Origin of the sequence: Ensifer sp. B1-9, assembly GCF_050474445.1 — a bacterium.
GTDB lineage: Bacteria > Pseudomonadota > Alphaproteobacteria > Rhizobiales > Rhizobiaceae > Ensifer.
Window position 1 is genome coordinate 55,852 of sequence record NZ_JBCHVG010000001.1, and the last position, 23,362, is coordinate 79,213.

At 64.6% G+C, this 23,362-nt stretch carries 19 protein-coding genes; 4 read left to right on the forward strand and 15 right to left on the reverse strand.

Going from position 1 to position 23,362, the window contains the following annotated elements:
- Positions 1-23: 23 nt before the first annotated feature.
- The 4 genes from ACQ5BM_RS00295 to ACQ5BM_RS00310 all read right to left on the reverse strand — a co-directional run bounded on the left by ACQ5BM_RS00295 (position 24) and on the right by ACQ5BM_RS00310 (position 4,928).
- Positions 24-590 carry a TetR/AcrR family transcriptional regulator gene (locus ACQ5BM_RS00295; protein ID WP_429806414.1) on the reverse strand — a complete coding sequence of 189 codons (567 nt, stop codon included), beginning with the start codon at positions 588-590 and terminating at the stop codon, positions 24-26.
- The gene (locus tag ACQ5BM_RS00300; RefSeq protein ID WP_429806415.1) at positions 587-1,081 is read right to left on the reverse strand and encodes an HPP family protein; all 495 of its coding nucleotides are present in this window, start codon (positions 1,079-1,081) and stop codon (positions 587-589) included. The genes ACQ5BM_RS00295 and ACQ5BM_RS00300 overlap by 4 nt, the downstream gene beginning before the upstream one ends.
- A gap of 118 nt (positions 1,082-1,199) precedes the next feature.
- The gene (locus ACQ5BM_RS00305; RefSeq protein WP_429806417.1) at positions 1,200-3,194 is read right to left on the reverse strand and encodes a CocE/NonD family hydrolase; all 1,995 of its coding nucleotides are present in this window, start codon (positions 3,192-3,194) and stop codon (positions 1,200-1,202) included.
- Between the two features lie 129 nt (positions 3,195-3,323).
- The gene (locus ACQ5BM_RS00310; RefSeq protein ID WP_429806419.1) at positions 3,324-4,928 is read right to left on the reverse strand and encodes an ABC transporter substrate-binding protein; all 1,605 of its coding nucleotides are present in this window, start codon (positions 4,926-4,928) and stop codon (positions 3,324-3,326) included.
- A 271-nt stretch (positions 4,929-5,199) separates the two neighbouring features.
- Between ACQ5BM_RS00310 and ACQ5BM_RS00315 the strand changes: the two genes are divergently transcribed.
- Together ACQ5BM_RS00315 and ACQ5BM_RS00320 are read left to right on the forward strand one after the other, a co-directional pair.
- Positions 5,200-5,985: a helix-turn-helix domain-containing protein gene (locus tag ACQ5BM_RS00315; RefSeq protein WP_376741660.1), complete on the forward strand. Its 786-nt coding sequence runs from the start codon at positions 5,200-5,202 to the stop codon at positions 5,983-5,985.
- A gap of 57 nt (positions 5,986-6,042) precedes the next feature.
- Positions 6,043-6,384, forward strand: coding sequence for a hypothetical protein (locus tag ACQ5BM_RS00320; protein ID WP_429806421.1), 342 nt, complete (start codon positions 6,043-6,045; stop codon positions 6,382-6,384).
- Between the two features lie 54 nt (positions 6,385-6,438).
- Here the strand turns inward: ACQ5BM_RS00320 and ACQ5BM_RS00325 are convergent, their stop codons facing one another.
- The gene (locus ACQ5BM_RS00325; RefSeq protein ID WP_429806423.1) at positions 6,439-7,869 is read right to left on the reverse strand and encodes a LuxR C-terminal-related transcriptional regulator; all 1,431 of its coding nucleotides are present in this window, start codon (positions 7,867-7,869) and stop codon (positions 6,439-6,441) included.
- A gap of 148 nt (positions 7,870-8,017) precedes the next feature.
- On the opposite strand from ACQ5BM_RS00325, the gene ACQ5BM_RS00330 reads away from it, so the two are divergent.
- Positions 8,018-8,275: a hypothetical protein gene (locus ACQ5BM_RS00330; RefSeq protein WP_429806425.1), complete on the forward strand. Its 258-nt coding sequence runs from the start codon at positions 8,018-8,020 to the stop codon at positions 8,273-8,275.
- 151 nt (positions 8,276-8,426) lie between these two features.
- Here ACQ5BM_RS00330 and ACQ5BM_RS00335 read toward each other — a convergent pair whose 3' ends face one another.
- The 9 genes from ACQ5BM_RS00335 to ACQ5BM_RS00375 form a co-directional block, all read right to left on the reverse strand.
- Complete coding sequence (locus tag ACQ5BM_RS00335; RefSeq protein WP_429806426.1) at positions 8,427-10,058, reverse strand: ABC transporter ATP-binding protein; 1,632 nt, start codon at positions 10,056-10,058, stop codon at positions 8,427-8,429.
- On the reverse strand, positions 10,051-10,878 hold the full coding sequence (locus tag ACQ5BM_RS00340; RefSeq protein ID WP_429806427.1) for an ABC transporter permease: 828 nt from the start codon (positions 10,876-10,878) through the stop codon (positions 10,051-10,053). The genes ACQ5BM_RS00335 and ACQ5BM_RS00340 overlap by 8 nt, the downstream gene beginning before the upstream one ends.
- A complete protein-coding gene (locus tag ACQ5BM_RS00345) occupies positions 10,875-11,990 on the reverse strand; it encodes an ABC transporter permease (RefSeq protein WP_429806428.1) in 1,116 nt (371 codons plus the stop codon). Before ACQ5BM_RS00345 ends, ACQ5BM_RS00340 begins: the two co-directional genes overlap by 4 nt.
- Positions 11,987-13,576, reverse strand: a complete 1,590-nt coding sequence (locus ACQ5BM_RS00350; protein ID WP_429806430.1) for an ABC transporter substrate-binding protein — start codon at positions 13,574-13,576, stop codon at positions 11,987-11,989. The genes ACQ5BM_RS00345 and ACQ5BM_RS00350 overlap by 4 nt, the downstream gene beginning before the upstream one ends.
- 378 nt (positions 13,577-13,954) lie before the next feature.
- Complete coding sequence (locus ACQ5BM_RS00355; protein ID WP_429806431.1) at positions 13,955-14,737, reverse strand: carnitinyl-CoA dehydratase; 783 nt, start codon at positions 14,735-14,737, stop codon at positions 13,955-13,957.
- A gap of 3 nt (positions 14,738-14,740) precedes the next feature.
- A complete protein-coding gene (locus tag ACQ5BM_RS00360; RefSeq protein WP_429806433.1) occupies positions 14,741-16,798 on the reverse strand; it encodes an acetate--CoA ligase family protein in 2,058 nt (685 codons plus the stop codon).
- A gap of 63 nt (positions 16,799-16,861) precedes the next feature.
- Complete coding sequence (locus tag ACQ5BM_RS00365) at positions 16,862-18,022, reverse strand: acyl-CoA dehydrogenase family protein (RefSeq protein WP_429806434.1); 1,161 nt, start codon at positions 18,020-18,022, stop codon at positions 16,862-16,864.
- 140 nt (positions 18,023-18,162) lie between these two features.
- Positions 18,163-19,656: a carnitine 3-dehydrogenase gene (locus ACQ5BM_RS00370; protein ID WP_429806436.1), complete on the reverse strand. Its 1,494-nt coding sequence runs from the start codon at positions 19,654-19,656 to the stop codon at positions 18,163-18,165.
- A 185-nt stretch (positions 19,657-19,841) separates the two neighbouring features.
- Entirely contained in the window at positions 19,842-20,744 is a 903-nt protein-coding gene (locus ACQ5BM_RS00375) for a 3-keto-5-aminohexanoate cleavage protein (RefSeq protein ID WP_429806438.1), read from the reverse strand.
- A 108-nt stretch (positions 20,745-20,852) separates the two neighbouring features.
- On the opposite strand from ACQ5BM_RS00375, the gene ACQ5BM_RS00380 reads away from it, so the two are divergent.
- Positions 20,853-21,824, forward strand: a complete 972-nt coding sequence (locus tag ACQ5BM_RS00380; protein WP_429806439.1) for a GlxA family transcriptional regulator — start codon at positions 20,853-20,855, stop codon at positions 21,822-21,824.
- A gap of 48 nt (positions 21,825-21,872) precedes the next feature.
- On the opposite strand, the gene ACQ5BM_RS00385 is transcribed toward ACQ5BM_RS00380, so the two are convergent.
- A complete protein-coding gene (locus tag ACQ5BM_RS00385; protein WP_429806441.1) occupies positions 21,873-23,105 on the reverse strand; it encodes a LysR family transcriptional regulator in 1,233 nt (410 codons plus the stop codon).
- Positions 23,106-23,362: the final 257 nt, after the last annotated feature.

Below are 23,362 nucleotides of genomic sequence, written 5' to 3' on the forward strand. Positions count from 1 at the left end.
GCTTCTCGCTCGTATCTCGCTTTTCACGATAAGGCCGGCAGGCACCGGGTCTGCAGCCGAGCGAGCACTCGGCCGAAAGCGCCGGGATCGTCGAGGCTTCGGGCAAGGATCAGCGCACCCTGGATACCGCCAATGATCTCCTCGGCGAGGGCTGCGCACTCGGCCCCCGGGGCGCCGTTGCGCTCGAGGGTGACGGCGAGATCGGCGCGCCAGTCGGAGAAATAGCCCTTGAGTTCGCGCGCGAAGCGGTCATGGGCGCCGCTGGCCGCGATCACGCCCATCAGGCAGAGCCTGCGGCCCTGGCGGAAGTAGTTGTCGACGGCGGCAAACATCGCCTCCAGCGCCTGCTCGGCATTTTCCGTGTTGCGCAGCGCGTCGAAGATGTGGGTGCGGAACCAGGCGGCGATGTCGCCAAGCACGGCTTCGGCCATCTCTTCCTTCCCGCCGGGGAAAAAGTGGTAGAGGCTGCCTTTTCCGAGGCCGGTCTTGTCGGTGATCAGGCTGAGGCTCGCGCCGTCATAACCATGCTCGCGGAAGATCTCGGCCAACATGGCGATAACGTCCTGGCGCTCGGCGACGGTGCGGCTCATGCCGGTTTCCTCACCAGCGGATATTCGACCTTGGCGAAGCGGTGGAACAGCGCGCCGACGGCGACGAGGATGAGCGAGCCGGTCAGCACCGGGAAGAGCAGGAACTCGAAGCCGGGGTCGGCCGAGAAGACGACGAGGGGATTGGCGCCCGCCGGCGGGTGGGTGATGCGCAGCGCCGCCATCAGCGCGATTGCCACGCCGACCGCGATCCCCACCGCCCACCATTCGTTGGGGAAGACAGTCCTCAGAACGAGACCGACGAGAGTGGCGACGAAATGGCCGCCGACGACATTGGCCGGCTGCGAAAGCGGGCTGGCGGTGACGGAGAAGATCAGCACGCAGCTTGCTCCGAACGGCGCCATCAGCATGGGATGGCCGACGAGATTGGTGAGCGCGCCGACGGCGGCGATGGCGACAAGGCCGCCGATGCCGGCGATCAGGCCGCGGGAGATGTGAACGGAAGGCTGATGACGCGAGAAGAAACGACGCATGACTGTACCGATCGGTAAATTGTTTACCGATCGGTACAGTTCTTTCTTGACGGTGTCAAGCAGGCGGCTCGGAACCGGGCGTGGCGGCGGCCCACCGCACGCCGCTTCCTTGCGCGTTCTACATGAGATCGCGACGGATCCGCTTCTTGAAATGCTTCTCGAAGATGCGGTTTTCGCCCTCATAGGCGACGACCTCGGCTTCGGTGACCCATTCGCCCTCCGTGCAATGGAGCGTCGAGGTCGAGACCGTGCGCACCGACCAGCCGTCGCGCTTGGCGACACAAGTCCAGGTCGAGGTGCCGATCATCGAAAGCGGATCGTCAGGCGCGATCGACCAGGTTTCGTCGCGAATGTCCTGGGTGGCGAGGCCCGTATCCGGGTGTTCGGAAAGGCCGGTGTCCTCGTAGATCCGGTAGTGCGTCATGCCGTGGGTCATGTCGCGCTCGACCGTCCGGCTGGTGCTGCCGCGCGTCAGTTCGCGATATTTCGGTAGCGGGTCCGGATTTGCCGGCTCGGGCACGACAATCTCCTTGTGCGCGCCAAGCAGCGGCAGCGCCAGCGACAGGCTTGATGTATCGATCGTCAGGCCCGGATCCGTGGGCGATGGCAGGATCAATGGCCAATAGGAGGTGGAGAGCGATACGCGAATACGGTTGCCGGCGCGGAAGCGATAGCCGCAGGCGTCGAGCACCAGCGTGATCCGCGTCTTGCGGCCCGGCTCCATCGGCCGCGGCTGGGCGTTGCCGTCGCGATGCGCCAGGTTGAGCACGCCGAAGGCGACGCGGGTCGCGGTTCCATCCGGATGCACATCGACGAGGCGGACGGCGAGATTGGCGGTTGCCGCCTGGCAGGTGACCTCGACCGTCAGCGCCGGCTGACCGAGATAGTCGGCGGCTTCGAGCAGCGGTGCCGTCTCGAAGGTGAGCGAGCCGGCGTCGTCGATGCGCTGGTCGCCGGCCATTTCGGCGTCGGGCTTCAGCGTGAAATATTCGCCGGAGGCCGTACCGGTATCGAGCGGCGATTTCAGGTAGATCTCGCCGATACCGGTTCCGCCGGCAGACGGCGTCAGCCTGCCGTCATGGGAGACGCCGAAGAGCTGCATTTCCGGGGACGTCCAGGCATCCTTCGCCACCCAGCGGCCGGGATCGCTGTCGCGCCGGAGCGACGGGCGCGGACCGTCGAGAATATAAGCGCGCACCTGCGGCCCATCCTCGGCGCCGTTCTTCTCGTCGCGCAGCCAGCGGTTCCACCAGCGGATCGCCTCGCCGTGAAAATCGGCGCGCGGCTTCGGAAAGGCAAAGTGCGGATACTTGTGTACCCAGGGGCCGATCAGCGCCTTCGCCTTATCGCCAAGACCCTCGACCGCCTTCAGCGGCGTGTTGCGGTAGCCGTCGGCCCAGCCGGCAATGACGAGCGCCGGGATCTCGACCTGGTTGAAATCCTCGCAAATGGAGCCGTGCTGCCAGAAGGCGTCGCGGCGCTGGTGTGCCAGCCATTCCTCCATGAAGAAGGGTTCGTTCTCCAGCCGCTCCAGCCACATTTCCTTCCAGCGGTCGCCGACGATTGCGGGGTCCGGCGAGCGCGACTGATAGCCGAGCATGGTCGCTGCCCAGGAAAGCTGTGCCGAGAGGTGGCAGCCGTTCTTGTAGTGGATGTCGTCATTGTAGCGGTCGACCGTCGAGGCGATGGAGATGACGGCCTTCAGCGCCGGCGGCTTGAGTGCGGCGACCTGAAGGCAATTGAAGCCGCCCCAGGAGATGCCCATCATGCCGACCTTGCCGTTGGACCAGGGCTGCGCGGCGATCCATTCAATGATCTCGCAGCCGTCGGCAAGCTCGCGCGGTGTATACTCGCCGTCGATGACACCATCGCTTTCGCCGCAGCCGCGAATGTCGACGCGTACGCCGGCAATGCCGGCGGCCGCGAAGACCGGATAGGTGGATTCGTCGCGCAGGCTCGTCCCGCCCTGTTTGCGGTAGGGCAGGTATTCAAGCACGGCCGGTACCGGATCGGCTTCGGCGCCGGCGGGCATCCAGATGCGGGCGGCGAGCCGGGTGCCGTCCTTCAGCCGGATCCATTCGTTCTCGATCAAGGTGAATTCACGTTCGGACATGTTTCTAACTATCTCTTTGTTCTCTCGGGCAATTCGGGACGCGAAAGCGCGCGCCACTTTCACTCGAACTGCTCCATTGCCTTTCGCAATTCCTGACGCGAAACCGCGTTGCACTTTCGCTGGAATTGCTTAGCTGTCGAACCAGACGCGGCTGGCGACGTAGCCGTTGGAAAGATCGTTGCCGATGTCGTCGACGAAGCCCTTCAGCGAGGCCGAGGCGGCGTTCACATAGTCGTTGAAGACGGGCAGGATCAGGCCGCCTTCGTCGCGCACCGTCATCGCCATGGTGTGGTACATCTCCTTGCGCTTGGTCTCGTCGAGCTCGGAGCGGGCCTGGAGCAGGAGCTTGTCGAAATCCGCGCGCTTGAAGCGCGTGTCGTTCCATTCGGCCGTCGAGAGGTACGAGGTGGAGTAGCGCGAATCCTGCGTCGGTCGGCCGCCCCAATAGGAGGCGCAGAAGGGCTGCACGTTCCAGACATTGGTCCAGTAGCCGTCCTCCGGCTCGCGCCTAACTTCGATTTCGATGCCGGCCTTCTTGGCGCTTTCCTGGAAGAGAACCGCAGCATCGGCCGCTCCGGGGAAGGCGGCGTCGGAGGTGCGCAGAAGGATCGGCCGGTCGTGGCCGGACTTCTTGAAGTGGAAGGCGGCCTTGTCGGGGTCATAGGCTCGCTGCTCGATGCCCTCGGGCGCCAGGGCGTAGTTGCCGTTGACGGGGTAGTCGTTGCCGAGCGTGCCGAAGCCGCCGAGCACCCGGTCGAGGATCGCCTGGCGGTCGACCGCGTATTTCAGCGCCAGCCTCAGGTCGTTGTTGTCGAAGGGGGCGGTGTCGCAATGCATCAGGAAGCTGTAGAAGCCCTTGCCGGCCGTGCGCAGGATCTCGACGCGCGGCGCCCGCTTCAGGAGAGGCACCGTCTTCGGATCGATGTTGTTGATGAAGTGGACCTGGCCCGAGGAAAGCGCCGCGATGCGCGCCGTCGTGTCGTTCATCACGATGATCTCGACCGAATCGACGAAGCCGCGGTCGGAGCGCCAGTCATCGCCGTTCTTCTCGAAGGTGGCGCGCAGGCCGGCCTCATAGCTTGCAAGCTTGTAGGGACCGGTGCCGATCGGCGAGGCCGGATTGTCAACGCCGCCCTTCGGCTGGATGATCAGGTGATAGTCGGTGAGCAGCAGCGGCAGGTCGGCATTGCCTTCGGTCAGCGTCAGCACCAGCGCGCCGGCCTTTTCCTCGATCGTCTTGATCGAGCGCATCAGCCCGAGCGCGCCGGACTTCGAGCCTTCGTCCGCATGGCGCTTCAGCGTGGCGACGACGTCGGCCACGGTCAGCTTGCTGCCGTCATGGAAGCTGACATCGCTGCGGATCTTGAAGGTCCACTCGGACGCGTCCGCCGAGGGCTCCCAGGATTCGGCAAGAGCCGGCAGCGGCGCGCCGCTCTTCGGGTCGGACTCGACCAACGTGTCGCCCCAGAGGTGACCGATGACGAAGGAGACGGAACCGCTATAGGCGGCAGGGTCGAGCGAATCGGTGGTGGCACCGCCCTTGAGACCGAGCTTCAGGTGGCCGCCGCGCTTCGGCTCCTCGGCACGCGCGTCCTTGGCCGTCAGCGTGCCGCCAAGGCCGGCCGCAAGGCCAATCGCTGCCGTGCCCGCCAGAAAGCCGCGCCGGCTTATGCCAGCCGGGGCGAGGCCAGTCGGGACAAGAAGGCCGTCGGGTCGCTTCGTGAAGTCGGTCATTTCCAGGTTCCCTTTTTGTATGATGTTCTCCTGCAAGTTCCTACAATCGCTGCCGATGGAAGGACAAAAACATGCAGCAGATCAAGGTGCTGCAGCGATCTTCGCGCGTCTCAAGACGCGTGGCGCTGTAGGGAAAACCTAGCGCCTGCGGGATCGCGCACAATTTCGCGACTTGACGCTGATTTACGCTCTTTTACGCTATCCCTCGACCTCTCTGGGCCACATCGGTCGGCGCGACGGGAGCACATGTTGGGGGAATGGCGTGCAGGACATCGAAATCTTCTCGGCCAATCTGCGTTTTGCCTGCGCGACACGGCGTTCGATTTCGCAGATTTGCCGCGAGATCGGCATCAACCGGCAGCAATTCAACCGCTATATCGGCGGCGAGGCGCGGCCGTCGCCGCACAATGTCGCGCGCATCGCCCGCTTCTTCGGGCTCGCTGCCGAAGACTTTTCGCTCACCCCGAAACAGTTCGAAGCCCGGATGGTGCGGCCAGACCGCGATCGTTCGGATGCCGGCCTGCTGCTCGAAGGTTTCCCGGGCGATATCGTCGGCCTCCGGCGTCACATCGGCTACTATCAGACCTATCACGTCTCGCCGTCCTGGCCGGGGCTCGTCGTCTGCTCCTCGGCCCGGATCTACGAGGAGGCGGGTTCGATCCGGGTGAAGTCGATCGAGCGCATCCGTGACCCGATAAACGAGATCCAGCAATTCTCGAAATATGTGGGGCTCGTCACCTTCTGGCGGAACCGCATCTTCATCGCCGAGCGCAGCATCGGGCGGGAGCCGATGCTGGCGCAGACGATCCTTCTGCCGTTCGAAGTGCACCAGCGCGTCTATCTGCGCGGCACCACCATGGGGGTCTCCTGGCGCAAGGAGAACCTGCCCTATGCCTCGCGCATGATCTGGCGCTCTCTCGGCCAGCAGCCGGACCTGCGCCAGATGCTCTCGCGTTGCGGCGTGCTTTCCTTCGGCTCGCGCCATATGCCCCAGACCGTCCGCGCCTTTCTCGATACGCCCGATGCCGAGCTCTTGACCGTACCCACCGAATATTGAGGCGGGGGCGCGGCCTTGTGATAGGTTTCGCTGACGCGGACCCAGGGAGAGGGGATCATGAAATCTGCAATGGCCGTCATCGCCTGCCTTTGGTCCGCCTTGCCGGCTCCGTCGGCGATGGCCGAGGAGGCGGGGGCCCCGATCCCGTCCTGTGCGCTTTCGGGCGCCTCCAGCGTCATGATCGGCGGCCAGCCGGCGCTCAGGCTCTCCGACGTCGCCAACTGCCCACCGGAACTTTACGAGGTTGTGCCGAGCATCATGATCGAGGGCCAGCCGGTCGTGCATTTCCGCGCCGGAAGCGGCCCCATGGGCGATTGCTCGGCAAAGGGCGAGGCGACGGTGACCTTTGAAGGCGAGGCGGCGCAACGCGTGGGCGACGTCGACTGCCGGCAGAAGTAACGCTGCGTACTGTTCGGCCGGAGCCGTGCCGGCGTGCCACGCCTTTGCTGTTCTCTAGTTGAACATCGCCAGCCGGGATCCTTCCTGGACCGCTTGCAGTGCCGGAGGATTGGTGACCGGGTAGCCGGCGATGAACCGGTCGACCGAAAAGAGCGGGAACTCGGTCTTGAGCCTTAGCGCAGAGCTCGCCGCTTCGGACGATTGTCCGACAAAAGCCTGGGCCATCGCCTGGAACATGAGGGTGTTCGGCGATTCCTGCGAACTGCGTCCCAGCGCCGAAAGGCTCTCGGCGTGGCGTCCGGTGACGAAAAGGACGCGGCCGCGCATGCCGTAGTACCAGGGCGGCGCCAGCGGATTGAGGGACAGCGCCTTTTCGATCAACACTATCGCTTCGTCCGGATCTCCGGCCACCAAAGCCTTGCTTCCGGCCAAAAGCGCCAGCGTGTCGGCACTGTGTTTGCCGTGCTGGAACGCCAGTGCCTGGGCGTCGGCCGCACCCTTGAGATCGCCCATGCATGCCTTGAGGTCGCCAAGGCAGGTGTGGGCGAAGGGGTTCGTCGGATCGAGCTGCAGGGCCTGTTCGACCGCCGATCGCCAGTTCCCGATGGTCGTGCCAAGGTCGCTGCCGTAGCCGTTGCAAGCCTGGACGGAATAGGCATAGGCCAGTTCGATCCAGGCCCTTACCCGTGCGGGGTCCAGCTCGAGCGACCGCGTGAGGAGGCGGATTGCTGCGGCGTTTCCCTCCGCGCTGAACCGGTTGAGCTGCTCGACACCGAGAAGATAGTAATCGTAGGAATGCAGGTTCGAGGGCGTCTTGCTGCGGCTGGCATTGCGTCCGAGCGCGGCCAGCTTGCCGAAGCAGCCTGCCAGCGCGTTGACGACACACTCGGTCAAATTGTCCTGAAGCGCGAGGATGTCTCCGATCGGCCGGTCGTAGCGTTCGCTCCATAGCATCATGCCGGAGCGCGTTTCCGAGAGCTGGATCGTCAGCCGCACCTGTCGGTCGTCGGCGCGCACCTGGCCGGTCACCGCGTAGGTCGCGCCGACCGTCTGGACGTGGTCATCGTAACTTTCCGAACGATTGCCGAGCAGCTTCATGGTGTGAAAGGCGACGACGGGCAGATCGGCGTAGCGCGCGAGATCGACGCAAATATCCGACGAAAGACCGTCGGCAAACCGGTGCCAACGTTGCTCCTCGCTGAGGCTTTCGATCGGGAACAGGGCGAGCACCGGTGGTCCTTGCTCTGTCGCTGCCGCGGTCCGTCCCTCGGCTGGCCCGGCTATCTCCGACGCCAGCTCGATCTTGTTGCGAACGCCGAGCTTGCCGTAGATCGTCGCAAGATGGCTGCGCACGGTCGAGGGCGCAATGCAGAGCGCTTCGCCGATCTGGCGATAGGTCAGGCCGGCGGCAAAGCGTTCGGCGACCGCGCGCTCGCGATCCGACAGGGCCGCAGGCACAAAACGAGGCGTCAGGATGCGGGCCATACCTGCCTCCTTGTCGTTCCACCGGTTCGTTCTGCTGCGGCTCCAGCAAAATACTACAAATGCTGGAAGCAAAACACCGCACATGTGCGATTGCCGCATAGCTCTATGAGGCTAGAGTTTGCGCTGAACATCACGTGGGAGGACGACAATGAGCAAGCTTCTGTCAGGCATGTCCGACTTCTACCACGCCGTATCCGAGGACGTCGAACAGACGTCCGAGCCCGGCGATGGCCGCATCACCAAGTGGTTTCACCCGAAGCGTCTCTTTGCCATGTGGGACGATCGCCAGCACTACCGCGATCAGCTTGCCCATATGGCGGTCGATGCGCCGGAACTGATCGATGATATCGGCATGACCGAAAGACAGGTCGATGCCGAGGTCAAGAAGCATTTCTGGGAGCATTGACGGGAGCTGACGCGAAGCGTGAAAGCGTCCGCCGTGATGCGGCGGACCCTTCAGCCGAGCATTGGGGGCAGGGAAGCCGATCGCCTGTACGCGGACGGCTTCCCTTCATATTGCGCTCTACGACAGGCAAGGCGCGTTTTCGGCCGCCGCGTCAGTTTCCGGCGCTTTCCATCCTTCGCGTCTTCAGGACGCGCTCCAGCCAGCCGATCTCCATTTCCGGAACCGACTTCAGAAGCAGGTCGGTATAGTCGTCGAAGGGTGGTGACAGCACTTTCGACTTCGGCCCGAAGCGCACGAGGCGGCCGCGGTGCATGACCGCGACGCTGTCGGCGATCGCCCGGACGATGGCGATGTCGTGGGTGATAAAGACATAGGAAACAGCGGTTTCCTCCTGAAGCTTCAAAAGCAGATTCAGGATGCCTTCGGCCACCAGGGGGTCGAGCGCCGAGGTCGGTTCGTCGCAGAGGATGATCTCCGGCTTGGCAGCCAAGGCGCGTGCGATCGCCACGCGCTGCTTCTGCCCGCCGGAAAGTTCGGCCGGATAGCGATCGAGGAAGCGGCTGCCCATCTCGATCTGGTCCAGCAGCTCCTTGACCCGCTCCGTCTTCTTCTGGCCGTGCATGCCGAAGTAGAAGGAGAGCGGCCGGCCGACGATGTCGCGCACCGTCTGGCGCGGGTTCATCGCCGTGTCGGCCATCTGGTAGATCATCTGGATGCGCCGGAGCTCGTCATTGCTGCGGCCCTTCAAGGCCCGCGGCAGTTCCTTGCCCTCGAAGGAGATGCGCCCCTCGGTCGGCGGCAAGAGGCCGGTGATGACGCGGGCAAGGGTGGATTTGCCCGAGCCGCTTTCGCCGACGATCGCCAGCGTCTGCCCTTTCGGCAGGTGCATCGAGACATCGTGCAGCACCTTGAAGCCATTGGCATAGCCGGCGCTGATATGCTCGATCTTCAACTGCGCCCCGGTCTGGTCGGTTGCCTCGTCGCGCTTGGTTTGCCGCACGCTGACGAGCGCACGGGTATAGTCTTCCCGCGGCGCCTCGATCACCTGCTTGGTGCTGCCGTATTCCACCGTCTTGCCGTGGCGCAGCACCATGATGTCGTCGGAGATCTGGGCGACCACCGCGAGATCGTGGGTGATGTAGAGCGCCGCCGTATGCGTCTCCTCGATCGCGTGCTTGATCGCGGCCAGCACGTCGATCTGGGTCGTGACGTCCAGCGCGGTCGTCGGCTCGTCGAAGACGATCAGCTCCGGGTTGGGGCAGAGCGCCATGGCGGTCATGGCGCGCTGGAGCTGGCCGCCGGAGACCTGGTGCGGATAGCGGTCGCCAAAGGTTTCCGGATTGGGCAGGCCCAGCACCCGGAAGAGATAGAGCGCCCGCTTCTTCGCCTCCTCGCGGCTCATGATGCCGTGGCGGAGCGATGCCTCGATCACCTGGTCACCGAGCCGGTGGGCCGGGTTGAAGGCGGCGGCTGCCGATTGCGCGACATAGCAGACACGGGCGCCGCGGATCGAGCGGATGCCGTTCTTTTCGAGCGTCAGGATGTCCTTGCCGTCGAGCAGGACCTGGCCGCCGGTGATGCGCACGCCGCCGCGGCCATAGGCGAGCGCCGAAAGGCCGATGGTCGACTTGCCGGCGCCGGATTCGCCGATGAGACCGAGCACCTTGCCCTTCTCGACATCGAAGGACACGCCCTCGACGAGGGTGACGACCTTGGGCGGTTCGCCCGGCGGATAGCTGGTCGCTTCGATCTTGAGGTTCTTGACGGAGAGCAACTCAGGCATCGCCGCGTCCTCCCTTGAGGCTGGAGGTTCTCTTCATCAGCCAGTCGACAACGAGGTTGACGCAGATCGCGAGCGTGGCGATCGCCGCCCCCGGGATCAGCGCCGCCGAGATGCCGAAGATGATGCCGTCCTTGTTGTCCTTGACCATGCCGCCCCAGTCGGCGGCCGGCGGCTGGATGCCGAGGCCGAGGAAGGAGAGGGTGGAGAGGAACAGGATCGAGAAGGCGAAGCGCAGGCCGAATTCGGCCAAGAGCGGCGACAGCGTATTCGGCAGGATCTCGCGGAAGATGATCCAGAGCGAGCCTTCGCCGCGCAGCCTCGCGGCCTCGACGAACTCCATGACCGCGACATCGAGCGCGACGGCACGGCCGATGCGGAAGACGCGGGTGCTGTCGAGCACCGCCATGACGAGGATCAGGATCCACAGATGCTGCGGCAGCACGGCGAGAACGACGAGGGCGAAGATCAGCGTCGGGATCGCCATCATCAGGTCGTTGAAGCGGGAGAAGAGCTGGTCGGTGAAGCCGCCGACGACGGCCGCGGTGAAGCTCAAAAGCATGCCCAGCGAGAAGGAAAGCACGGTTGCTGCCAGCGCCACGAAGATGGTGGTGCGGGCGCCGTAGATCAGACGCGAAAGCAGGTCGCGGCCGAGATTGTCGGTGCCGAGCAGGAAGTCGCCGCCGGCGGGGAGCCAGACGTCGCCGACCACGTCGCGCTCGCCGAAGGGAGCGATGACCGGTGCGAAGATGGCACAGAAGATCGCAATCGCGATGCCGGCGATGCCGATCCAGGCGCTCAAGGGGATGGATCTCAGGTTCATCGCGGGTGCCTCAGTCTCGGATTGGCGATGATGGCGAGAATGTCGGCCGCCATGTTGAGGAAGATGTAGAAGGCGGCGAAGATCAGGCCGCAGGCCTGGACGACCGGCATGTCGCGCACGGTCACCGCATCCACCATGTATTGCCCCATGCCGGGATAGACGAAGACGACTTCGACCACGACCACGCCGACGACGAGATAGGCGAGGTTGAGCGCGATGACGTTGATGACGGGCGCCACCGCATTGGGGGCTGCGTGCCGCGCGATGATGCGGAACATGCCGAGGCCCTTCAACTCCGCCGTCTCGACATAGGCCGACGACATGACGTTGAGGATCGCAGCCCGGGTCATGCGCATCATGTGGGCAAGCACGACGAGAACGAGGGTCGCGACGGGAAGCGCGATCGCCGAAAGCCGTTCGGTGAAGCTCATGCTGTCATAGACGGTCGCGGGGAAGGTCGCGATGCCGTATTTGACGGCGAAGAACATGATCAGCAGATAGCCGACGAAGAACTCCGGCAGAGAGATGGCCGCGAGCGAGATGACGTTGATGATCTTGTCGGGCAGCCGGTTGCGGAACTGTACCGCCAGCATGCCGAGGCCGACGGCGAGCGGCACCGAGATGAGTGCTGCAAAGAAAGCGAGGAACAGCGAGTTGCCGAGGCGCTTGCTGATCTGTTCGCCGACCGAGTTCTTGCTCGCCCAGGAGGTGCCGAAATCGCCCTGCAGGGCGCCGCCGAGCCAGGAGACGTAGCGTTCGGTCCAGGGCTTGTCGAGGCCAAGGTCCTTGCGGATGTTTTCGACCGCCTGCGGCGTTGCCGACTGGCCGAGATAGGTGGTGGCGAAGTCGCCGGGAAGCGCCTCGATGCCGCCGAAGATCATCAGCGATACGGCGAAGAGCAGGCCGACGCTCAAGCCGAGGCGCTGCAGGATCAGCGCCGCGAGAGGGCGACGGAAGGTAAAGCGCCGCCAGAAGGTGCCGGCGATTTCACCATCGGCGGCAGGCTTGGGTTTTGCTGGTACTCCGGTAAGTTCGGCAGGCCGCGGATGCGATGCATCCGCGGTCCCATCCGTCGGAACCGGACCAGTGAGCGGTCCGCTTTCCATCGTCATGCGTCCAGCCACACTCGGGTCGCGACATAGCCGTTCGACATGTCGTTGCCGATATCGTGCACATAGCCCTTCACCTGCTTGGTGGCGGCGTTCACGAAGTCGTTGAACATCGGCAGGATCAGGCCGCCTTCGTCACGCACCATCATCGCCATGGTGCGGTACATGTCCTTGCGCTTGGCCTCGTCGAGTTCCGAGCGGGCCTCGAGCAGGATCTTGTCGAAATCCGGACGCTTGAAGCGGGTGTCGTTCCAGTCGGCCGTCGAAAGGTAGGCGGTGGAGTACATCTGGTCCTGGGTCGGGCGGCCGCCCCAGTAGGAGGTGGAGAAGGGCTGCACGTTCCAGACGTTCGTCCAGTAGCCGTCGCCCGGCTCGCGCTTGACCTCGATCTCGATGCCCGCCTTCTTGGCGCTTGCCTGGTAGAGCACGGCCGCATCGACCGCGCCCGGGAAGGCGACGTCGGAGGTGCGCAGCAGCACCGGACCGCTGTGGCCGGACTTCTTGTAGTGGAAGGCCGCCTTGTCCGGGTCGTAGACGCGCTGCTCGATGCCTTCCGGGAAGAGGGCATAGGTGTCGTTGATCGGGAAGTCGTTGCCGACCTTGCCGTAGCCGCCGAGGATGCGCTGGACCATGGTTTCGCGGTCCATCGCGTATTTCAGCGCCATGCGCAGGTCGTTGTTGTCGAAGGGCGCGGTGTTGCAATGCATGATGAACACGTAGTGGCCGCGGCCGGACGTGTTCAGGATCTCGACCGTCGGCGCCTTCTTCAGAAGGCTGACGGTCTTCGGGTCGACGCGGTTGATATAATGCACCTGGCCGGAGGAGAGAGCGGCGATGCGCGCCGTCGCATCGTTCATGGCGATCAGTTCGACCGAGTCCACATAGCCGCGGTCGGTGCGCCAGTCGTCGGCATTCTTCTCGAAGGTTGCGCGAACGCCCGCCTCGAAGCTCGTCACCTTGTAGGGACCGGTGCCGATCATCGCGTCGGGAGCGTCGACGCCGCCGCCCGGCTGGATGATGAGATGGTAGTCGGAAAGAAGCAGCGGCAGGTCGGCATTGCCTTCCGTCAGCACCAGCACCAGCTTGTCGCCGTCGGCCTTGATTTCCTTGATCGACTTCATCACGCCGAGTGCGCCGGACTCCGACTTCTCGTCGGTGTGGCGCTGCAGCGTCTTGATGACGTCGTCGAGCGTCAGTTCCTTGCCGTCATGGAACTTCACGCCCTTGCGGATGGCGAAGGTCCAGGTCGAGGCGTCGGCCGACGGCTCCCAGGATTCGGCAAGAGCCGGCACCGGCGCGCCGGTCGTCGGATGGCTTTCGACCAGCATGTCGCCCCAGTTTCGGCCGACGACGAACATGAATTGCGAAAGCGCCTTGGCCGGATCCTTCGAGTCGGTTGCAGCCGCACCTTCGAGGCCGAGTTTCAGGTGGCCGCCGCGCTTCGGCTCCTGCGCCGCCGCGCTGGTCGCAAACAGCGTGCCTGCCGTTGAGGCGAGAATGCCGGCAGCAGCCGCGCGGCCGAGAAACTCGCGCCGGTTCATCTTGCCGAGCATGACCTGTCGTGTGAGGTAATCCTTGTAATCGCTCATTCCCCTGTTCCCTTCTCTGTCGGCATTCGCCGTTCGTTGTGGTTGGTTAGAGATTGCTGCGTACAGCCATTGTATCGATGGCTTCGGATCGGCCCAAAGCGGCCGTTTCTTGTTCTTTCGGTGGCTTGTTCTCCTTCCCTCGGCCAGGGGCGTCCCTCGTTCAGATCGATAAGCGTAATCTCTGGAACTCGTCTTGTAACGCCCTAAATTACAATTTATTTCCATAAACTTGGCTTATGGCGGCGTGTTTCCTGGCGCGCGCTCTCGTGCGCGCATCCTGCCACGTCATGCTACCGGTCGCCCGGCTCTGTTGCCTGCGCCGCCATGCCTGGCGGCGTCTGTTCAAAGCGGCGGAAAACCGCACACATTCATCCGCCTTTAGCGGCCCTTCCAGACCGGGTCGCGCTTCTCGGCGAAGGCGCGCACGCCTTCCAGCTGGTCTTCGCTCGAATAGAGGATGTCGACCGTCTTGAACTGCCGTTTGGTGATCTTGTTCATGGTCGTCTGGAAAGCCTCGCCTTCGGCGTTGCGAACCACTTCCTTGATCGCCGCGTAAACCAGCGGCGGTCCGCTTTCGAGCAGGCGGGCGAGCTCCCAGGCGCGTTCCATAAGCTTGCTCAATGGCAGGATCTCGTTGACGAAGCCCCATCGGTTGGCCTCGGCCGCATCGAGCCAGCGGCCGGTCAAAAGCATGTCCATGGCGATGTGGTAGGGGATGCGCTTCGGCAGCTTGATCGATGCGGCATCGGCGACGGTGCCGGAGCGGATCTCGGGCAGCGCGAAGGTCGCGTGCTCGGCGGCAAGGATCATGTCGGTCGACAGCGCGATCTCAAGGCCGCCGCCGCAGCAGATGCCGTTGATGGCGGCAATGATCGGCTTGTTGAGGTCGCGCAGCTCCTGCATGCCGCCGAAACCGCCGACACCATAATCGCCGTCGACCGCGTCACCGCCGGCGGCCGCCTTCAGGTCCCATCCCGGGCAGAAGAATTTTTCTCCCGCCCCGGTGATGATCGCGACGCGCAACGTGTCATCGTCGCGGAAGTCGCGGAAGATCTCGCCCATCACCCGGCTGGTCGCAAGGTCGATGGCATTGGCCTTTGGCCGGTCGATGGTGACTTCGAGAATGCCGCCTTCGCGGCGTGTACGGATCGGTCCGGTCATGGGTCATTTCCTCCGGCGGATCAGGGCGTCGGCGGCCACGGCCCCTTGGCCGTTTGGCAACACCATCAATGGATTGATATCGAGTTCTTCGAGCTTGGAGGCGTTTGAAACGACGTAGGATGCCGCGGCGGCGACAGCCTCCGTCAGGGCGGCGAAATCAGCGGTCGGGCCGCCGCGATAGCCGTCCAAGAGCTTGCGGATCCTGAGCCCGCCGATCGCCTCGCGGATCGCTTCCGGCGTCGTCGGCAGCGTCAGGATGGCGGAATCATCGAGCAGTTCCACGAGGATGCCGCCGGCGCCGATCGTCAGTACGGGACCGGCGACAGGGTCGCGCATGGCGCCGATGATGAGTTCGGCGACGGGCTTGCCCACCATCTTCTCGACGAGGTAGCCCGAGGCGACACCGGCCATGCCGCTTGCCGCCGCAAGGACCTCCTGGCGACTTGCGAGGTTGAGCTTCACCGCGCCCGCTTCGGTCTTGTGGGCGACGCCGAGGCCCTTGAGCACGACGGGGAAACCAAGAGCCTCGGCAGCCGTAGCGGCCTCCTCGGCGGTCGCGGCCGTCCTGCCTTCCGGCACCTTCAGACCCGAAGCGGCAAGCTCCACCTTGGCCTCATATTCGCTGAGCGTGATCGCGTCTCCGCCGGCGACACCGCTGCCATCGAGCAGGCGGGGCGAGGCGGGTTTCGCCCAGGCGGCGCCGATGTCGGCGGCCGTCTCGATCGCATCCAGCGCCTCCTCGATACCGAAGAAGGGCACGATGCCCGCCTTCATCAGGAAAAGCGCCGTCGCCTCTGGCATGTTCTCGCCGAGGCTGGCGACGATGCCGGCGCGGGCACCGGTCGTTCTTGCCGCTTCGATCACCGCTTGGCAGGTGGTTTCCCAGTCGGCGGCGTCGCAGCGGTCGAGCCGCGGGAAATCGAGCACAACGAGGTTGATCGCGTAGCCGCCCTTCATCATGGCGGCAAAGGCGGTCGCCTGCTTCTCGCGGTTGCCCCAGACGAAGGTGTGGTAGTCGAGCGGGTTGGCGATCGTCACCATCTCGCCGAGCGCGTCCTTGAGAGGCTTGCGCTGCTCGTCGCGCAGCGCCCGGTAGTTCACCCGGTAGCGCTCGCCGGCGTCCGCCATCAGCGAGGCCTCGCCGCCGGAGCAGCTCATCGAGGAGATGTCGCGGCTGTCGAGGGGCCCCGCGACATGTAGCAGTTTCAACGTTTCCAAGAGCGCCGGCAACGTATCGACGCGGCCGATGCCGAGACGGGCAAGGAGAGATGAGGAGACGCGGTCGTTGCCGGCAAGCGAGGCGGTGTGCGACACCGTCGCAAGCTGGGCGGCTTCGGATTTGCCGACCTTGAGCGTCACGACCGGCTTGCCGAGTTCGCGCGCCCGGGTCGCCAGCCGTTCGAGTGCTGCGACGCTGTCGAAGCCTTCGATATGCAGGCCGACGGCGGTGACGCGCGGGTCTTCCAGCACGGCGCAGGCGATGTCGGAAAGACCGGTCTGCGCCTGGTTGCCCGCGGTCATGACGTAGGCGAGCGGCAGGCCGCGCGTCTGCATCGAAATGTTGCAGGCGATGTTGGAGGACTGCGTCAGGATCGCGACACCCTTCTCGACGCGCAGCATGCCATGCTGGTCCGGCCAGAGCAGGGCGCCATCGAGCATGTTGATGAAGCCGTAGCAATTGGGCCCCACAATCGGCATGTCGCCGGCAGCGGCGACCAGCGCCTCCTGCAAGTCGCTGCCGTCGTCGAGTTCACTTGCCGCCTCGCGGAAGCCCGAGGCGTAGCAGACGGCGCCGCCGGCGCCGCGGGCGGCGAGATCGCGGATGATGTCGATCGTCAGTTGCCGGTTGACGCCGACGAAGGAGGCATCCGGCGCTGCGGGCAGTTCCGCCACGGAGCGGTAGCACTTGCGGCCGAGGATCTCGGCCTCACGGGGATGCACCGGCCAGATTTCGCCGGAAAAACCCATCTTGTCGCATTGTTCGATGACGCGCCGGGCTTCCTTGCCGCCGAAGACGGCGATGGTCAGCGGGCGGATCAGGCGGTCGAGGGAGCGCGTCATGCGGCGCCTCCCGCGATGGCGGGGCAGAGGGGGGTAAGCTGCGGAACTTCGACCCTCATCCCGTCACGCCCCCAACGGTCTGAGCAGATCGCGGCTGATGATGTGGCGCTGGATCTCGGAGGTGCCGTCCCAGATGCGCTCGACGCGGGCGTCGCGCCAGAAGCGGGCGAGCGGCAGGTCGTCCATCAGGCCCATGCCGCCGAAGATCTGGATCGCCTCGTCGGTGACGCGGGCGAGCATCTCGGTGGCGAAGACCTTGGCGGATGCGATCTCGCGGTTCGACGGCAGGCCGTTGTCGAGCCGCCAGGCGGCGGAAAGCGTCAGCAGGTCGGCGGCGTCGATGTCGGTAATCATGTCGGCGAGCTTGAAGGAAACGCCCTGGTTGGCGCCGATCGGCTTGCCGAACTGCTTGCGTTCGGCGGCGTAGTTCAGCGCATAGTCGAAGGCGCGCCGTGCCCGGCCGACCGAGGTTGCCGCCACCGTCAGGCGGGTGGCATAGAGCCAGTCGTTGGCGAGGTCGAAGCCCTTGTGGACCTCGCCGAGGATCTGTGCGGAGGGCAGGCGGCAATCGTCGAAGGTCAGGATGCAGTTGTTGTAGCCGCGGTGGGAAACGGAATTGTAGCCCTTGCGGATCTCGAAGCCGGGTGTGCCGCGATCGACGAGGAAGCAGGTGATCTTCTTCTTGGGCCCACGCGGCGTATCCTCTTCGCCCGTCGCGATGAAAACGATGACGAAGTCGGCGATGTCGGCATGGCTGATGAAGTGCTTGGTGCCATTGACGATCCAGTCGTCACCGTCCTTTCGGGCGAAGCATTTCATGCCGCGCACGTCGGAGCCGGCATCCGGCTCGGTCATGGCAAGCGCATCGAATTTCTCGCCCTTGACCGCCGGGATCAGATATTTCTCGCGCTGTTCGGCATTGCATCCCATCAAAATGCCCGAGGGCCGGCCGAAGAAGACGGTCAGGCCCATGGAGCCGCGGCCGAGCTCGCGCTCGACCAGCGTGAAGGAGGTGTGGTCCAAGCCGGCACCGCCGACTTCTTCCGGAAAATTGCAGCCGAAGAAACCGATCTCCTTGCACTTGCGGGCGATTTCCTGGCCAAGCTCGCGCGGCACCACGCCGGAGCGCTCGACCTCGTCCTCGTGCGGATAGATTTCCGTTTCGACGAAGCTCCTGACCGTATCGACGATCATCTGCTGTTCTTCGGTCAGTGCGAAATTCATTGTGTTGTTCCCCTCGTTTTCGCGCCGCTGACGTCCGGGCCGGAGCCTTGGCCCACCTCCTCATGCGGGCCTCGGCTGCGGTTTGCGGCTGCGCCGTCGGGACGGCGAAGCTGCCTGTTGATGGCCTGCCGGTATTGCGGTCAGGCGCGCTTCTGGCCGACGAAGCGTCCGGCGCCTTCCGGAGCCGGCAGCTTCGCATGCGCCTCGGCAATGGCGCGGAGCCTGCTCAGCACATGTTCCGGTGCGGGCACCGCCTTGCCGGCCTTGCTGTCGACATGCAGCGCCATCTGTTCGGCGGTCGCGACGGCTTCGTTGGTCTGCGCATTGTAGATCGTCGAGAAGATGTGCAGGCGTTTCTCGTCGGAGGAGAGCACCTGGCAGGTCGAATAGAGCGCGTCGCCGAGCTTGGCCTCGCCGAGGTTCCGGATATGGGTCTCGACGGTGTAGTAGCTGTGGCCGTCGCGCACATAGTCGAGATCGACGCCGATCAGGCGCAGCAGGCCGTCGGTCGTGTCGCCGAAGACCTGAAGATAGCGATGCTCGGTCATGTGGCCGTTGTAGTCGACCCAGGCGGCACTCACCTTGGTGTCGACGATGCGTAGCGGCTTGACGTCGCCGAGATCGGCTTCCGGCTTCCTGGCGTTGGCCCAGAGCCTGGCTTCGAAATCGGCAAGCAGCTTGCCGGCGCCCCAGCCTTCGCCGCCATTGCCGGCTTTCAGCGCATGCATGATGCCGACGAGGTTTTCGTCGCGGATGCGCTCGAGCTCGCGGATCGAGCGGCCGGCTGCCTGTGCGTCCGACTGGGCGCCGATCTTTTCCACCAGCGCGTCGTCGAGGTCGACGACATCGGTGAACTTCGTCCAGGGCCATTTGAGGCAGGGGCCGAACTGGGCGAGGAAGTGGCGCATGCCGGCTTCGCCACCGGCGATGCGATAGGTCTCGAACAGGCCCATCTGTGCCCAGCGCATGCCGAAGGAATAGCGCATGACGTTGTCGAGCGTCTCGGTATCGCAGATGTCGTCCTGGATCAGCCACAGCGCCTCGCGCCAGAGCGCTTCGAGCAGGCGGTCGCCGACGAAAGCCTCGATCTCCTTGGCGATGACGACGCCCTTCATGCCGATCTGCTCGACGCCCTGCATGGCGCGCTCGATCGTCGCCTTCGTCGTCTTCTTACCGCCGACGAGCTCGACGAGCGGCAACAGGTAGACCGGGTTATAGGGGTGCGCCACGAACATGCGCTCGGGGTGGTGCATCTCAGATTGCAGGTCGGAGGGCAGCAGGCCCGACGTGGACGAGCCGATCAATGCATCCGGGCGCGCCGCCGCATCGATCTTGGTGATGACGCCACGCTTCAGCTCCAGCCGCTCCGGCACGCTTTCCTGAATCCAGTCAGCATCTTCAACGGCTTCTTCGATGCTCTTGCAGAAGGTCAGTTTGCCCTTCGGCGGCAGCGGCGCCATGGTCAACATGGCATAGGCGCGTTCGGCATTTGCCATGACCTCGCCGATGATGCGCTCGGCTTCCGGATGCGGATCGAAGATTTTCACATCGATGCCCGCCAGCGCGAAGCGCGCCACCCAGGCGCCGCCGATAACGCCACCGCCGACGCAGGCTGCTCTCTTGATTTCGGTCATTCCTCACCTCGACTTCTAAAATTGCAAACTGCCCCTCTCCTCGGGTTAAACCCGAGGACCAGCTTTCCCCCCCGCCCGCGGGGAGAGGGGGCTGAGCCCCTTCGGCTTGCGGCCTTCTCCCAGACTTGCGGGGAGAAGGTGCCGGCAGGCGGATGAGGGGCACTCTCCGGGACTGCCAGCTCGACTCAGCGCTTCGTCAGCTTCAGCTTCTTGCGGACTTCGTCGGGGCCGATGATCTTGGCGCCCATGCCTTCGATGACGCCGACCGCCTTTTCGACGAGCTGGCCGTTGGTCGCGAGCTGGCCCTTGCCAATGTAGAGGTTGTCTTCGAGGCCGACGCGGACGTTGCCGCCGGCAAGGATCGCCGCTGCCGGATAGGCAAGCGCGTTGCGGCCGATGGAGAAGGCCGAGAAGGTCCAGTTGGCAGGCACGTTGTTGACCATAGCCATGAAGGTGTTGAGGTCGTCGGGCGCGCCCCACGGAATGCCCATGCAGAGCTGGATCAGCACCGGATCCTCGATCAGGCCTTCCTCGACGAGCTGCTTGGCAAACCAGAGGTGGCCGGTATCGAAGGCTTCGATCTCGGGGCGGACGCCAAGCGCGGTCATCTGGCGGGCCATTTCTCTCAGCATCGATGGCGTGTTGGTCATGACGTAATCGCCAAGCGAGAAGTTCATGGTGCCGCAGTCGAGCGTGCAGATTTCCGGCAGACATTGCGCCACATGGGCGACGCGCTCGGTGGCGCCGGCCATGTCGGTGAATTTCTCGTTGACCGGGAAGGGGCTCTCGACATTGCCGAAGACGAGGTCGCCGCCCATGCCGGCGGTGAGGTTCAGCACCATGTCGACATCGGCGGAGCGGATGCGGTCGGTCACTTCCTTGTAGAGATCGAGCCTGCGGGAAGGCGCTCCGGTCTCCGGATCGCGGACGTGGCAATGGACCACGGCAGCGCCGGCCTTGGCCGCCTCGACCGCCGCTTCGGCGATCTGTTTCGGCGTGATCGGAACATGGCTGGACTTTGAAACGGTGTCTCCCGAGCCGGTGACGGCGCAGGTGATGAATACCTCGCGGTTCATGCTGAGCGGCATTGCTGTCTCCCTTTTATTGAGCCCATTACGAGCCAAGAAAGGCGGCACTGCTTTTCATTATCGGCTCCATCTTATACATTATCGGTGACGGGGTGGAGAAGTTTGGGTATGGATCGGAACGTTTCGCAGGTGCAGCACGTCGATATCCTGGTGCTGCCGGAGACCAATCTGATCCTTGTCGCCTCGGTGATCGAGCCGATGCGTGCCGCCAACCGCATCGCCGGGCGGCCGCTCTACGACTGGACGATCTATAGTCCCGATGGCGCGCCGATCGAAACGAAGAGCGGCATACCCATTCCGGTCTCGGGCATCTTCCGGCCGCAGCGCGAAACCTCGCCGCTCTTCATCCTGTCGAGCTACAACTGGCAGCGCAGCGCCACCTCGCAACTGAAGATGCTGCTTTCGCAGACCGCTCGGCACCGGGAGCTGATGGCGGGCATCGAATCGGGGTCCTGGCTGCTCGCGGAGACCAGCCTGCTCGACAATTTCAAGGCGACCACCCACTGGGAGGATTTCGAGGATTTCACCGCTGCTTACCCGCAGGTGACGATGGTGCGCGAGCGCTTCGTCATCGACGGCAAGCGGATCACCACCGGCGGTTCGCTGCCGACGCTTGACCTGATGCTGGAGCTCATTCGCCGGGCGCACGGTTATTCCCTGGCACTCGAGGTCTCGCGGCTCTTCATCTACGAGCAGGAGCGCACCCGTGGCGACCTGCTGCAGATGCCGGCGATCGGCAACATGCGTATCCTCGATCCGCGTGTCGGCGCCGCCGTGAAACTGATGGAGGAAACGGTGGAGGCGCCGTTGACGCTGGTGCGGCTCGCCCGCCGCATCGGTGTCAGCACGCGCCACTTGCAGGATCTCTTTCGCGACACGATGGGGGTCGCGCCGCACGAGCATTACCTGGCGCTCCGTCTCAACGCCGCCCGGCGCAAGGTGATCGAGACGCGCCTGGAGTTTGCCGACATCGCAGCGATTTCCGGCTTCAACTCGTCGTCCTCCTTCTCGCGCAGCTACCGGGCGCATTATCGCGAAAGCCCGAGCGAAACCCGCAGACGGCTGAAGCTGAAGACTTGAGGTCGCACTTCATGAAGTGATTCAAGAAGGGTGATTTGCAGATTCGTTTCAGGCGTTTGGCGAGGAAAGGTCGGAAAGTGATTCCGTCGAGGACGGCCGTTCCGAGGCCTGTGCCGGCGCTCGCATCATCGAAACCATCAACTCGCCGATCTCGCCGGCAAAAGTGCCACGCGGCCAGACGAGTGTCAGAGACTGCCGGTATGCCGGGCCGAGCCGGATCATGGCGGGCGGGCGGTGCACGCGGGCAAGCGAGGATTCCGGCAGTACCGAGAGATAGCCGTGCTGGCCGACGAGGTTGATGATGACCGGGATGGAGTCGACCTCGACGAGGACTGTGCGCCGCCGTTCGGTCTCGCTGAGCGTGTCGTCGAGGAAACGGGCGGCCTCGCGGCGCAGACCGCTCCTTACGCTGGGCACGGCGATCGGGCAGGTGGCGAGCAGTCGCGGAAGGTCGCCGCCGAGATCGGACAGCGCCGCGGCGGGGCCTGCGAGCACCAAGGGTGTTTGCGACACCAGCCGTCCGTCGCAATCGGTGGGGATCTCGGCGAGATCGAGCAGGGCGGCATCGAAGCGCCGGCTGCGGAGGCCGGCAAGGAGGTCGTCGGCCGTGGTGCTGGAAATGAACAGCGGCTGACGTGGGCGCGTGCGGTGCCAGTTGGCGGTCAGGCTCGCAAGCATGCGGGCGATCTCGCTTTCGGGACCGAGCGGCATGACGGCGCCGAGCCGCCAGGTGGCGACATCGCGGCGGAAGCGATCGGCGGATGCGTGCGTCAGCCGCGCCCATATATCGAGCAGCGCCTCGACGAGTGGAATGATGCGCTCGGCGGTTGCGGTGCAGAGGATGCCGCTGTGGGAGCGCTCGAACAGGCGGCAGCCGAGGTGGCGTTCGAGATCGGCGATCTGCCGGGTCAATTGCGGCTGACCGAGGCCGAGCGCCTTTGCCGTGGCGCGGATGCTGCCGGAGCGGGCGATCCGGACGAAGCGGTCGAGCGCGACGAGGCCGAGCGGCGGCACCGGGTCGGCGGGTTCTCTTCCCGCCGCATCGAGGATCACGGCGATCTTCGCCGTCGCCTCACGGACAGCAGGGGCGCGGGCGCGGGCCTCCAGCGTCAGCACGATTACGCTCTCCTCCCGCCGGAAAAGCGGCATGGAGAGCGCCTGCTCGAACCTCTTGACCGCGGCGCTGACGCTTGAGGGTGCCCGGCCGCAGCGGGCGGCAGCGGCGCGAATGCCGCCTTCGCTAAGCACCGCATCGACGATTACGATCGTTGCGAGGTCCATTGGTGGTCCTTCTCGCGCGGGATGAGGAAATCTGTGCGCGGTTTTCGGCCCGCATGCCGCTCTACCTTTAGAATCGATCACGTGCAGCCGCATGCGCCGATGCTGTGTTCATCATTCGGCATCGCCCGTTCAAGATTTGGGATATAGCACGAGCGGGCGATAAGCGCATAGCATGCATGAAGCAGCCGGGCGTTTGCGAGCGGCGGTTGCGTGAAAATCCAGGCATCCGCGCAGCCTCGATGTCGAGGCGCGCCGCG